Genomic DNA, 12,741 nt, shown 5'->3' on the forward strand with positions numbered 1-12,741 from the left:
TGGGCCGGCCCGCCGGGGTCAGGAACGGATGAACGCGAGGATGTCCGGGTTGAGGACCTCCGGATGCGTCGACAGCATCCCGTGCGGATAGCCCTCGTACGACTTGAGGGTCCCGTTCTTCAGGAGCTTGACCGTCAGGGGTGCCGAGTCGTCGTACGGGACGACCTGGTCGTCGGTTCCGTGCGCGACGAGGACGGGCACGTCGATCCGCCGCAGGTCCTCGGTGAAGTCGGTCTCGGAGAACGCCGCGATGCACTCGTAGTGAGCGTTCGCCGCGCCCATCATGCCCTGGCGCCACCAGTTGTCGATCAGGCCCTGGGACACCTGCGCTCCGGGACGGTTGAAGCCGTAGAACGGCCCGGAGGGGATGTCGATGAACGTCTGAGCCCGGTTGCCGGCCACGCCCTCACGGAAGCCGTCGAAGACCTCCCTCGGCAGGCCGCCCGGGTTGGCCTCCGTCTTCAGCATCAGCGGTGGCACCGCGCCCACCAGCACCGCCTTCGACACCCGGCCGGGCTCGGCGCGGGCGACGTAGCGGGCGACCTCGCCACCGCCGGTGGAGTGACCGACGTGCACGGCACCGCGCAGGTCGAGCGCGCCGGTCAGGACGGTCACGTCCGCGGCGTAGGTGTCCATGTCGTGGCCGGTCGCGGTCTGGGTGGAACGTCCGTGGCCACGGCGGTCGTGCGCGATGACCCGGTAGCCCTGCGCCAGGAAGAACAACATCTGGTTGTCCCAGTCGTCGGCGCTCAGCGGCCATCCGTGGTGGAAGACGATCGGCTCCCCGTCCCGGGGACCCCAGTCCTTGTAGAAGATCGTGGTGCCGTCGTCGGTCGTGACTGTACCCATCGAAGAATCTCCGCTCGTCCAGGCGCACCCCGGCCACGGAGCGATGAGTGGGGGGCGCGCGGGACTTACGCCCAGTGGGCGCGGTCCGGGTGTAGGGCCCACGTTACGCCCTGCCCCTGCGGGCCACATCCGCAGTTCGTCGACGTCCACCACGTCTCAGAGATCGTCCGCACGGGCTCGATCGCCAGGCCGGCGACCGACCCGCCAATGCCAGAGGCCCCGGATCTCTCCGGCGCCTCGCTCTGTGTGCACTCAGCAGGGCTCGAAATCCCGTATGCACGCATCAGATGGCATCGATCTGCCAGGCGATCACGCCGGTGGATCCCTTGGTGCCGTCGACATCAATGCGTATCGGTTCGTGGGCGGTGATCCGCTGCTGCACCACTGACCGATCGCACGGCACCTCGGTTTCTGTGCCGGCACTCGTCGGTGTGAAGGCCAGCTGCACACGGCCTGTGCCGACGCACACCAGGTTGAGCCTGTAGGTCCTGCCCTCGCTCAGGCTCGGCTCGGTGTGGATGCCGTCGGTCACCCGCTCCGCGCCGGCCTCGACCAACTTCCCACCGCGGACGGTGGCAAGGGCTGCTTGGGCCTGCGCGGTGAACTCCTTATCGGAGGACCCGGTTGCCGCCCGCGACCCACTCGACACGGGCGACGAGGGAGTTGTGGAGGCCTTGCCGTCACCGCTGCCAGACGTGCACGAGGTAAGCAGGAGTACCGACGCCGCCACAGCGCATCCGGCGAGCCATGCCCGCGGGCCCGAACTGATCATGACGACGTTTCCCCGTACTGCCAGCCGGTCTCGAACGTGGGGAGCGTCGCCGAACCATGAACGATCTCGACGCCGCCACAACTGCTGCCACCGGCGGAACGGTACCGCTTCCAGGTGACCTTGTACCCGCATGAGCCGTACTGCAGATGGCCGCGGTGGAGCACGACGTCGGGGCCATGATCTCCGAGCCCCGCCCCAAACGACCCGCCAACGCCAGAGGCCCCGGATCTCTCCGGGGCCTCTGACCTGTGTGCACTCGGCAGGACTCGAACCTGCAACCTTCTGATCCGTAGTCAGATGCTCTATCCATTAAGCTACGAGTGCTTGTTCAGTTTTTTCGTCTTCGCTCCTGGTCCTTGCGGGCCCCTCGCGGCGACAGGAAGAACATTACATGACTGCCGCCGTCATGTGAAATCCGTTCGGTCTACCCCTTGTGACCTGCGGAAACGACGTCTGCGGGGGTGGGCGGGAACAACGAAGCCCCGGTCCTGTGGACCGGGGCTCCTTGATCGAGCGGAGGCGGAGGGATTTGAACCCTCGATGGGCTTTAAGACCCAAACCGCATTAGCAGTGCGGCGCCATAGACCGGACTAGGCGACGCCTCCAGCACAGCCGCTCGCGTGTGTGCGAGTGGTGCGTGCAGATGATGACACAGTCGAGCGTCGTGTCACCAATCGGCCTCCACGGTACTAGGCAGGCCGGGCGCAGGGCAAAGGGGTTCCCCGCCCGCGCGCAACGTCCTCCCCCCGGCCCGCGTTAGGCACGGCATGGCCCAGATCCCCGCGACTTCCGCGACCTCCATCCCGGTCTCCGCGATCTCCGCGATCTCCGCGATCTCCGCGACCACCGCCCCGGTTTCCTCCCCGACCCCCTCTTCCTCACGTCGGCGCGTCCGTGCCCTCGGTGTCGTGTCCGCGCTCGTCTCCCTCGCGGCCCTCGCCCCGTTCGCCACCGCCGTCGCCCACGCCTCCCCCGCCACGCCCCTCGCCCCGCCCCCCGTCCGCGACGAGGACCGGCCCGACTACGCGCGCGGGGACCAGCTCCTCGTCACCGTCCGGGACAGCGGGGTGCCCGGCGCCGACGGCGTGTACCGGCTCTCCTGCCACCCCGGCGGGGGCACGCACCCCCACGCCGACGCCGCCTGCGCGGCCCTCGACCGGAACAGCGTCTGGGGGCGGGACGCCTTCGCCCCCGTGCCCGACGGCAGCGTGTGCACCCTGCAGTACGGCGGTCCCGCCACCGCGCACGTCACCGGACGGTGGGCCGGACGCCCCGTCGATGCCACGTTCGAGCGCTCCAACGGGTGCGAGATCGAGCGGTGGGACCGCTTCGTCCCCCTGCTCCCCGAGGTGCACGCCGGGCGACCCTCGTCCCCTCCCAGCCAGCACCCGATCCACCACCCGTCCGACCACACGTCCGGCCCGTCCCACCCGTTCCAGCCGGCCGATCCGTCCCGGCCGGCTCCCCGTCCGGCGCCCGGGGCCAGCACCCGGCCGGCTCCCCGGCCCTCACTCCTGCCCGCGCCTCTTCCCGCCCCCCTGCCCGAGCCCGCGCCCGAGCCCCAGCCGGCCCGTTGACGTCCGGGTCCGGCGCCCCCGCCGGGCCCCCGCTCGCGTGAACGCCCCGCGAAGCATTCGCGAAGGTCCGTCCGAGGGTCGTACACGTGTCCACCAGCCGTGTCATGTCCTCGTGCGAGGTCGCTCTCATCCGGCGCCGCTCGCACAACCCCAGCCCTTAGACTCCCTCGCGTGACACCCCGCGGGCCCCTTGGCAAGATGGCCCGAGCGGTCGGCAAGGTGCGGTGACAGGGAGGAAGCGTCTCGTGAGCAGCAGGCCATCCCGAGGCGCTGCTCGCCTCGCAGCCATACTCGACGCGCTTCCCGACGCGTTGGTCCTGGTCAACGCCAACGGAACCGTCGTCAACGCCAACACCATCGCCCTGGAGGCGTTCGAGACACCGGGCACCGCGCTCGTCGGGCGCGGGCTGCTGGACCTGCTGCCGGAGTTCGACTCCAAGCTGATCCCCGGCTCCATGCGGCGGCCCGACCACATGGATCCGCGCGGGCGGACCAAGCCGACCCGGATGATCGCCCGCCGGACCGACGGCACCGAGTTCCCCGTCGAGGTCACCAGCGCCAACCTCGAGAACGGCCAGCAGGCCTACGACGGCTACGGCTACAGCGGCGACGAGCTGCTGATGCTGGTCGTGCGGGACCTCACCGGGACCGTGGACACCGAGGCGGAACTCGCGCGCTCGCAGCGGCAGACCGAGATGATTCTGCGGGCCGCCTCCGAGGGCGTCGTCGGCACGGACACCGACGGGCGGATCGTGCTCGTCAACCCGGCCGCCGCCCAGATCCTCGGGTACCGGGCCAGCGACCTCGGCGGCAAGGAGCTGCACACCCTCGTGCTGCACTCGCGCGCCGACGGCTCGCCGTTCCCGTACGACGAGTCGCCGCTCGCCGACACCCTGCGCTCCGGGCGCAAGCACCGGGTGCGCGGGCAGGTGCTGTTCGCGAAGAACGGCGACCGGGTGCCCGTCGACCTCACCACCGCGCCGGTGCGCGACGGCGACCAGCTCGTGGGCGCCGTCATGACGTTCGCCGACCGCCGGCCCTTCGACTCGCTCGCGGCCGAGAAGGCCGAGGCCGAGAAGCGGCACGCCGAGGAGCTGGAACGGCTCTCCGAGGAGCACGCCTCCGACCTCACCGCGCTGCGCCAGCAGCACGTCACCGAGCTGGAGGAGCTGCGCGAGCGGCACGAGGAGGAACTGGCCGCCGGCGAGGAGCGCTACGCCGCCCTCGGTGAGCGCGAGAAGGACCGTTACGAGGCCCTGGCCGCGCGCCACGACCAGCTGCTCACCCTCCTCGGGCAGTCCCTGCGCGGCCCCCTCGACGAGCTGCGCCGCGAGCTGGCCGCCCTCGCCGCCGACGACGCGGGCCAGCTCTGGCCCGAGGCCAACCAGGTGCTGCACCACCTCTCGGCCGGCTACTCCCGCATCACCACGCTCATCGACAACGTCCTCGGCTACCAGCGGCTGGACACCGGCGAGCAGGACATCACCCGTACGAAGGTGATGCTCGACGCCGTCGTCGCGGCCGGTGTCGACGGCGCCGTGGAGCTCATCGGGCCGGGCCGCGTGCAGTTCGCGGTGCACGCGCCGCCCATCGAGGCCGAGGTCGACGCGCCGCTCCTCGCCACCGCGCTCGCGCACCTCGTCGCCGACGTCGCGGGCGTCGACGCCACCGGCAACGCGCCCGTCTCCGCGGGCGGTTACATGGACAACACCGTGGTGGTCGCGGCCGCGCAGCGCGGCGAGGTCGTCCGCATCGAGGTGCGCGGGCCCTACGCCGGCGGCGACCCGGTGCACGAGCCGATCGTGCGGGGGATCGTGCGCGCCCACGGCGGCGTGCTGCAGACCCACGAGGTGCCCGGCATGAGCGGCAGCGCGTACGTCCTGGAGGTGCCGCTCGGCGGCGGCGCCGGTGCCGTGCCCGCTCCCCCCGTCCCGGCCCCCCTGGAACTCGCCGCCGCCCAGCCCGCGTCCGGTGACACCCACCCGGCCGACGGCGCGCACGCCGACCACCCCGACCACGGCGCCGGCGGTCGGCGGCGCGCCCGGCGGTCGTCCGTGGACGCCTTCCTGGACAGCGACGCGCCCGGCGCCGCCGAGCCGGAAGCCGGAGTCCCGACCGGGCGCCGGCGCGGTCCGGCCGCCGACGAGCCGGCCGCGGCCCTCCCGCCGCAGGCCGAAGCGGCCGTGGAAGGCCCCGGCGGACCGGGGGGTTCCGGGCGGCGGCGCGGACGGGCGGCCGATGACGCCGACGGTGCGGACGCGGCGGGCGTCGCGGGCGCGCTTCCCGCCGGGCCGGTGGGACCGGGTGGTCCGGGTGCCGGGGTGTCGGAGGGTGCCGTTCGCACCGCCGCGGAGCACGCCGCGGGGACCGCCGCCTCGGGTACGGGGCTCGGCGGCACCGTCCCGCCGCAGGGGGTGCCCGTGCCGGGCGCGCCCTCGGGGCGCCGGGCGCGCCGGGCGGTGGAGCAGTCGCCGCAGGGCGGGCCGGGCCAGGAGCAGCACGCGTTGCCGCCGGCGCTGCCCGCCGTCGCCGGAGCGCAGGACGGCGAGCCGGGCGGGGCCGCTACGGCGGTCGAGGCCGCCCAGCCGACCGGGCGCAGGCGGCGTGCCCTCGCCGCCGCCCAGGAGCGGGCCGCCGCGCAGGAGGCGGGGCCGCGCGCGGTGTTCGCCCTGCCGCCCGCGGACGCGGATCGCGCGGACGGGGACGCGGCCGAGGCCGTCGACGTGGCGGTGCCCGGCGGGATCGCGGCCGGTACGGCCGCCGCGGCCGGACCGGTCGCCGGTGCGGCGGTGCCGGGGAGTGCCGTTCAGGTGCCCGGCGTACTGCCGCTTCCCGGGACCCCTCTGCCGGGGGCGCCGGTTCCCGGTGCGCTGCCCGGGCAGGTGCCGTTGCCGGTGCCGGGTCAGTCTCAGGTCGCGGGTGCCCCGGTGGCCGTCCCCCCGCAGGTTCCCGGTCAGGCCGTCCCGGTCGCCGTGCCGCTCCCGGGGCAGCCGGTCGGCCCCGCCGACGCCGCCGTGGACCACGGGCGTCACGACGCCGTCCCGCACGACCAGGGCGACGACCACACCCCGCCCCAGCCGCACCCGACGACCGCCCCGACCGGACGCCGCCGTCGGGCCGTCGCCCCGCCCGCCGAGGCGGGCGCGCAGGCCCCGGGGCAGCAGCACCCGGTCGTCGGTCCGGCTCCGGCCGCCCCGGTGCAGGTGCCGCCGCAGGTTCCCGCGCAGGCGCAGGCACAGGCGTCAGCTCCGGTACAGGGTCAGGCAGCCGTGCAGGTCCCCGGCCAGGTGCCCGGTTCCGCCGGTGCGGTCCACCTGCCCGCCCAGCAGGGCGGGGTCCCCGGCCGACCGGGTGCCGCCGTCCCGCCGCAGGGCGCCACGGCTCCGGGCACCGCGGCTGCGGGCACCGCGGCTCCGGCACCAGGGAGCGCGGCTCCGGTGCCGGGTGCGCAGCCCGTCGTATCTGATCAGCCCGTAGTACCCGGGGAGGCCCCCGTACCCGGGCAACCGACGGTGCCCGGGCAGCCCGTAGTACTCGGACAGCCCCTAGGGCCCGCACAGCCCGTGGCGGCCGGGCAGCCCGTAGGACCCGGACAACCGGTTCCGGTGGCGCAGCCCGTGGTGCCGGGGCAGCCCGTACCCCCCGTACCCCCGCAGGGCCAGGCCCCCGCGCAGGTGCAGTCGCAGGCGCCCGCCCAGCCGCTGCCCGCCGAGGCGGGGCCCGGTGCTCCGGGCGGGACGCCGGCGGCCGGTACACCGTTGCCGCCCGAGGCCGCGGGGGCCGCGGCGCGGGCCGCGCAGCCGTTGCCCGCGGAGGCCGGCGCGCCGGTCGACCCGAACTCCACGCAGGGCCGGGCGATCAGTGTGCGGACGCTGGGACAGGGCGTGCCGTTCACGCGGCAGGCCGTGCAGGTGCAGCAGTCCGGCCCGGCCGGTACGGCGACCCCGCCCCCGCACGCCCCGGGCGGTTCCGGCCGGCGCCGCAAGCTGGGCACGCCCCCGGACCCGGCCGCCCGCCAGCACCCGAACGGCGCGGCCGGCGAGCAGGGGCAGGGCCCCGTACCGACGGCCCCGGCCCCGGATCCCGCCCCGCAGCAGGGGCCCCCCGCGCCCCCGGCATCCGCACCCCAGCCCGCGCACCCCTCCCTGGCCGGTCAGTCGCGGCTCGCCGCGCCCGGTACCGAGGGCGCGGGGCGGTCGTACGCCATAGGGGCGCCGGACGAGAACGCCGCCGAGGGGCCCGAGCCGCTGGACGGTCCCGGTGGGGCCGTCGAGGTCGCGGACACCCCGCGCCCGCAGCCGATGGACGACGAACTGCCGCCGGAGCCGCTGGACAACCCGCGGCGGCTGCTGGTGTGGCCGGCGCCGGACGTCAGCACCCAGCAGGCGCTGAGCGACCGCGGGTACCGGCCGGTCATCGTGCACTCGCGCGAGGAGGTGGACGCGCAGATCGCGGCGTTCCCCGCCGCGCTGTTCGTCGACCCGCTGACCGGGCCGATCACCCGGACCGCGCTCCAGGCGCTGCGCCAGGCCGCGGTGGCCGCCGAGGTGCCGGTGATGGTGACGGCCGGGCTCGGCCAGGCGACGCGCGAGGCGGCGTACGGCGCCGACCCCGCCGTCCTGCTGAAGGCGCTGGCGCCTCGGGACAGCGAGCAGCACCCGCCGCGCGTGCTGCTCATCGAGGAGCACGCGGAGATCGCGCTGGCGCTGACGGCGACGCTGGAGCGGCGCGGGATGCAGGTCGCGCGGGCCGCGTCGGACAACGACGCGGTGACGCTGGCGGGGCAGTTCCGGCCGAACCTCGTGGTGATGGACCTGCTGCAGGTGCACCGGCGGCGGGCCGGGATCGTGGACTGGCTGCGCGCGAACGGGCAGCTCAACCGCACTCCGCTGGTCGTCTACACGGCCGCCGTGGACCCGGCCGACCTGCCGCGGCTGGCGTCCGGCGAGACGGTGCTGTTCCTGGCCGAGCGCTCGACGAGCGCGGAGGTCCAGGGCCGGATCGTCGACCTGCTGTCCCGCATCGGCACCAACTAGCCGCACGGCGGTCCCCGCAGGCCGTCACCCGGCGAAACCCTGAGGGGCAGCCCCGGTCCGCACCGGGGCTGCCCCTCAGGTCTGCCGCGCCACGGCGGTCAGCCGAGCCGCGTCACGTCCAGCTCGCCCTGCGCGTACTGCCGGCGCAGCACCTTCTTGTCGAACTTGCCGACGCTGGTCTTCGGCACCGACTCGATGATCGTCCAGCGCTCCGGGAGCTGCCACCGGGCGATGTGGCCCTCCTCGGCGAGGAAGGCGCGCAGCGACGTGAAGTCGGCGGTGGAGCCCTCCTTGAGCACGACGGTGGCCAGCGGGCGCTCGCCCCACTTGTCGTCGGGGACGGCGACCACGGCGGCCTCGGCGACGTCCGGGTGGGACATCAGGGCGTTCTCCAGCTCGACGGAGGAGATCCACTCGCCGCCGGACTTGATGACGTCCTTGGCGCGGTCGGTGAGGGTGAGGAAGCCGTCGGGCGAGATGGTGCCGACGTCGCCGGTCTTCAGCCAGCCGTCCTCGCTGAACTTGTCGGCGGGCCGCAGGGGTTCGGCGTCGGGGCCGTTGTAGTAGGCGCCGGCGATCCAGGGGCCGCGGACCTCCAGCTCGCCCGCCGCCTCGCCGTCCCAGGGGAGGCGTTCGCCGCCGGGGCCGGTGAGGCGGGCCTCGACGCCGGTGGGGAAGCGGCCCTGGGTGAGGCGGTAGGCGAACTCCTCGTCGGTGCCCACCGCGTGGGCCGGCGGGCGGGCGACCGTGCCGAGCGGGGAGGTCTCGGTCATGCCCCAGGCGTGGCAGACGCGCATGCCCAGCTCGTCGAAGGCCTCCATCAGGGAGGGCGGACAGGCGGAGCCGCCGATGGTGACCTGGGTGAGGGAGGAGACGTCCCGCGGCCGGGCGGTCAGCTCGCCGAGCAGGCCCTGCCAGATGGTGGGGACGGCGGCGGCGTGGGTCGGCTTCTCGCGCTCGATCATCTCGGCGAGCGGCGCGGGCTGCAGGAAGCGGTCGGGCATCAGCATGTTGACGCCGGTCATGAAGGTGGCGTGCGGCAGGCCCCAGGCGTTGACGTGGAACTGCGGCACCACGATCAGGGAGGTGTCCTGGTCGGTGAGGCCCATCGACTGGGTCATGTTGACCTGCATGGAGTGCAGGTAGATGGAACGGTGGCTGTAGACCACGCCCTTGGGGTCGCCGGTGGTGCCGGAGGTGTAGCACATGGCGGCGGCCCGGCGTTCGTCCAGCTCGGGCCAGTCGTAGTGCGCGGGCTTCCCGGCGAGGAGGTCCTCGTACTCGTGGACCTGGGCGGTGGCGTCGGCGAGGAGGGAGCGGTCGCCGGGGCCGGAGACGACCACGTGCTCGACCGTCTTCAGGTGCGGGAGCAGCGGGGCCAGCAGCGGGAGCAGGGAGCCGTTGGCGACGATCACGCGGTCGGCGGCGTGCTGGACGATCCAGACGAGCTGTTCGGCGGGCAGCCGCAGGTTCAAGGTGTGCAGGACCGCGCCCATGGAGGGGATCGCGAAGTACGCCTCGACGTGCTCGGCGTTGTTCCACATCAGGGTGGCCACGCGGTCGTCGTCGCGGACGCCGAGGTCCTCGCGCAGGGCGTGCGCCAGCTGGGCGGCACGGGAGCCGATCTCGGCGTAGGTACGGCGCTGGGGGCCGCCCTCGCCGGTCCAGGTGATCACCTCTGAGGTGCCGTGGACCGTCGACCCGTGGGTCAGGATCCTCGAGATCAGCAGCGGTACGTCCTGCATGGTGCTCAGCACGGCGTCCTCCCGGGCGACATTGCCTACGCGGTGGTAACGGATGCGCTGATTCTGCGCACATACCGCGCGGTATGTCACTAGGTGCCGCCGATCGATCAAGTCACGGTACGGCACACCCCGGCGCTCGACGTGCCGGTCAGGGCGCTCAGGCGCGGGCCACGCCCAGCTCGGGGTCCTCGCGGAGCTTGCCGAGCGCGCGGGAGACCGCCGACTTCACCGTGCCGACCGAGACGCCGAGCACCTCGGCCGTCTGGGCCTCGCTGAGGTCCTCGTAGTACCTGAGGACCACCATCGCGCGCTGCCGGGCCGGCAGTTTCAGGATCGCCCGCCACATCGCGTCGTGCAGCGCCTGCCGCTCGGCCGGGTCGTCGTCGCCCGGGGCGGGCTCGGGCTCGGGCAGCTCGTCGACGGCGAACTCGTCGACCTTGCGCTTGCGCCACTGCGAGGTGCGGGTGTTCAGCAGGGCCCGGCGGACGTAGCCGTCGAGCGCGCGGTGGTCCTCGATGCGCTCCCAGGCGACGTACGTCTTGGCGAGCGCGGTCTGGAGCAGGTCCTCCGCGTCGCTGGGGTTGGCGGTCAGCGACCGCGCGGTGCGCAGCAGCACCGGCTGCCGGGCACGGACGTACGACGAGAACGACGGGTACGCCGGCGGTCTCGTCATGCCGTTCGAGGCGCTGGTGCAGACGGGTGTGGTCATGGCTCCACGCTAGGAGCGGACCGGCTCGCGCGGATCGGCCGCAGGTCCAGAAGGGGACTCCCCCTCAGGTTGTAGGGGTGGTGCCAGCTCCACCTCCTGTAGGTGGACGGGCGGGCGGGGGGCAGTGCGGGTTCACCCCTGGGGGCCGGCCGTCCGGAGCGCGCACCGGTGATGCCGCCGTACCGCCCGGCCGAGCGGGACGGCACCACGAACACGTCCGCGCGGCGGCGCCGGAGCACCACCGCGCGGACGTCGTGACTGCTACCCCTGAGCACACCGTCCCCGTCGGACGCGCGGGGCCGGGGAAAGGGGCCGGCCCCGCGCGCCGGATCACCGGAAGAGCGGGAAGAACGTCACCCCGACGCTGCTGTTGCCCTGGTTGATGGCGGTGAACGCGGATCCGTCGACCTGCGCGGTGTTGCTCTGGTTGGTGGCGCCGGACCCGACGGCGTTCTGCTGGGACGTGGACGAGTTGCCGTTGTTGTTGTGCCCGACACCGCTGCCGACGATGCTCGCGACACCCGCGTTCGATCCGTCGTCCGCGAAGCCGCCGTTGTCCGCCGCCGCCATGCCGGTGAAGAGCGCGGCAGCGAGCGGGAGGGCGGAGACGGCGGCGATGACGCGGGCGGTACGGATGCTTGCCATGGTGTTCCTCCAGAACTCACGGACTCAAGTACGGCTTTGACCAGGGCAGTTGGCCGACCACCCCGGCGCATTGACGACGTCGCGAGTCCAGAGTTGCCCAGGGGGTCCCCGGCGAACCACACCGAAAGGGCTGATTCGCACGCAAGCGTGAGGACAAGTCGATAAACCTCCACTGCCACCCTTACGGGCATCACACCGCGACCCGGGCGCGTCGCGGACGCCCGGAGCCCGCGCGGGACAAGAGCGGAACCGTTCCGGCACGTTTTCGGCCTTTTCCCTACACACCGGCGCGCCGCCCACCCATCCCCCTTCCCTTTTTCGAACGCATGTACGAAACTAAATCCATGGCCACCACCGACCGGTACGCGCGCGCCCGGCACCCCGGGCACCTCCGGCAGGCCACGACGCTGGCCCTCGCCCACGCACTGTCGGCCGCCGAACGCGGCCTGGCGGTGATCCCCCTGTCCCGCACCAAGCTCCCGGCCCTGCGCTCCCCGCACCGCGACACACCGGAGCCGCAGGCGGGGCCGCCCTGCCGCGGCGAGTGCGGGCACCTCGGGCACGGGGTGCACGACGCCTCCACCGACCCGGCACGCGTGCGGGAGATGTTCGCCGCCGCGCCCTGGGCGACCGGCTACGGCATCGCCTGCGGCCTGCCGCCCCACCACCTCGTCGGCATCGACCTGGACACCAAGACCGGCACCGACTCCTCGGCCGCCCTGCGCGAACTGGCGCTGCGCCACCTGTTCACCATCCCGCCGACGGTCGTGGTCGTGACGCCGTCAGGGGGCCGCCACCTGTGGCTGACCGGACCACCGGACGTGCCCATCCCCAACTCCGCGAGCCGGCTGGCCCCCGGCATCGACGTCCGCGGCACCGGCGGCTACCTGGTCGGCCCCGGCTCCCGCACGGACCACGGCGTCTACGCCACCGCCCCGGGCACCGCCCACCTGCCCCCGGCGCCCTGCCCCCGGGCCCTGCTGCACCTCCTGCTGCCCCCGCCCCGCCCGGCGGCCACGACGACCGCCCCGTCCCCCGAGGACACCCACGGCCACGGCCTGATCCACTTCGTCCTCGCGGCCCACGAGGGCCAGCGCAACACCCGCCTGTTCTGGGCGGCCTGCCGCGCCTACGAGAACGGCATCGGCCCGACCCTCACGGAAGCCCTGATCCAGGCAGCGGTCCACACGGGCCTCACCCGGCGCGAGGCCCGCTCGACGGTGGCTTCGGCGGCGCGGATGACGGGGCGGCGGGGGGTGGGGTGAGCGACGCGGGTGGATGACGGAGACCTGGGCGACCACAGAGAAGGGGGACGCCGAGAGCCCCTGACCGATGGTGCTGGTCAGGGGCTCTCTCGCCTGCGGTGGGTGTGGGATTTGAACCCACGGTGACATCGCTGCCACGACGG

Annotated in this window: 8 protein-coding genes and 2 tRNA genes; 3 read left to right on the forward strand and 7 right to left on the reverse strand. The window is 73.9% G+C overall.

What is annotated here, in order from left to right; translation table 11 throughout:
* Positions 1 to 18 precede the first annotated feature (18 nt).
* The 4 genes from E4U92_RS30030 to E4U92_RS30045 form a co-directional block, all read right to left on the reverse strand.
* Positions 19 to 849 (reverse strand): alpha/beta fold hydrolase, encoded by an 831-nt coding sequence (locus E4U92_RS30030; protein WP_137303575.1) that lies wholly within the window; start codon positions 847 to 849, stop codon positions 19 to 21.
* A 283-nt stretch (positions 850 to 1,132) separates the two neighbouring features.
* Entirely contained in the window at positions 1,133 to 1,405 is a 273-nt protein-coding gene (locus E4U92_RS30035; protein WP_241681787.1) for a hypothetical protein, read from the reverse strand.
* 467 nt (positions 1,406 to 1,872) lie between these two features.
* Positions 1,873 to 1,945 (reverse strand) — tRNA-Arg (locus tag E4U92_RS30040).
* A gap of 190 nt (positions 1,946 to 2,135) precedes the next feature.
* Positions 2,136 to 2,226: transfer RNA gene (locus E4U92_RS30045), tRNA-Ser, on the reverse strand.
* Between the two features lie 162 nt (positions 2,227 to 2,388).
* Here E4U92_RS30045 and E4U92_RS30050 point away from each other — a divergent pair.
* Both E4U92_RS30050 and E4U92_RS30055 read left to right on the forward strand, forming a co-directional pair.
* Positions 2,389 to 3,198: an SSI family serine proteinase inhibitor gene (locus tag E4U92_RS30050; RefSeq protein ID WP_137303577.1), complete on the forward strand. Its 810-nt coding sequence runs from the start codon at positions 2,389 to 2,391 to the stop codon at positions 3,196 to 3,198.
* A gap of 245 nt (positions 3,199 to 3,443) precedes the next feature.
* Positions 3,444 to 8,234: a hybrid sensor histidine kinase/response regulator gene (locus E4U92_RS30055; protein WP_137303578.1), complete on the forward strand. Its 4,791-nt coding sequence runs from the start codon at positions 3,444 to 3,446 to the stop codon at positions 8,232 to 8,234.
* A gap of 98 nt (positions 8,235 to 8,332) precedes the next feature.
* On the opposite strand, the gene E4U92_RS30060 is transcribed toward E4U92_RS30055, so the two are convergent.
* From E4U92_RS30060 to E4U92_RS30070, 3 genes are all read right to left on the reverse strand, one after another.
* Positions 8,333 to 9,991, reverse strand: coding sequence for a long-chain fatty acid--CoA ligase (locus E4U92_RS30060; RefSeq protein WP_137303579.1), 1,659 nt, complete (start codon positions 9,989 to 9,991; stop codon positions 8,333 to 8,335).
* Positions 9,992 to 10,136: 145 nt separating this feature from the next.
* Positions 10,137 to 10,688, reverse strand: coding sequence for a SigE family RNA polymerase sigma factor (locus E4U92_RS30065; protein WP_137303580.1), 552 nt, complete (start codon positions 10,686 to 10,688; stop codon positions 10,137 to 10,139).
* 330 nt (positions 10,689 to 11,018) lie between these two features.
* Positions 11,019 to 11,333: a hypothetical protein gene (locus tag E4U92_RS30070; protein WP_137303581.1), complete on the reverse strand. Its 315-nt coding sequence runs from the start codon at positions 11,331 to 11,333 to the stop codon at positions 11,019 to 11,021.
* Positions 11,334 to 11,677: 344 nt separating this feature from the next.
* Between E4U92_RS30070 and E4U92_RS30075 the strand changes: the two genes are divergently transcribed.
* Complete coding sequence (locus E4U92_RS30075; protein WP_137303582.1) at positions 11,678 to 12,598, forward strand: bifunctional DNA primase/polymerase; 921 nt, start codon at positions 11,678 to 11,680, stop codon at positions 12,596 to 12,598.
* Positions 12,599 to 12,741: the final 143 nt, after the last annotated feature.

The organism is Streptomyces galbus, from assembly GCF_005280195.1.
GTDB lineage: Bacteria > Actinomycetota > Actinomycetes > Streptomycetales > Streptomycetaceae > Streptomyces > Streptomyces galbus.

Bases quoted from the DNA above. Each gene is read 5' to 3' on its own strand.
- E4U92_RS30030 (WP_137303575.1), bottom strand. From the start codon at position 849: ATGGGTACAGTCACGACCGACGACGGCACCACGATCTTCTACAAGGAC.
- E4U92_RS30050 (WP_137303577.1), top strand. From the start codon at position 2,389: ATGGCCCAGATCCCCGCGACTTCCGCGACCTCCATCCCGGTCTCCGCG.
- E4U92_RS30065 (WP_137303580.1), bottom strand. From the start codon at position 10,688: ATGACCACACCCGTCTGCACCAGCGCCTCGAACGGCATGACGAGACCG.
- E4U92_RS30070 (WP_137303581.1), bottom strand. From the start codon at position 11,333: ATGGCAAGCATCCGTACCGCCCGCGTCATCGCCGCCGTCTCCGCCCTC.
- E4U92_RS30075 (WP_137303582.1), top strand. From the start codon at position 11,678: ATGGCCACCACCGACCGGTACGCGCGCGCCCGGCACCCCGGGCACCTC.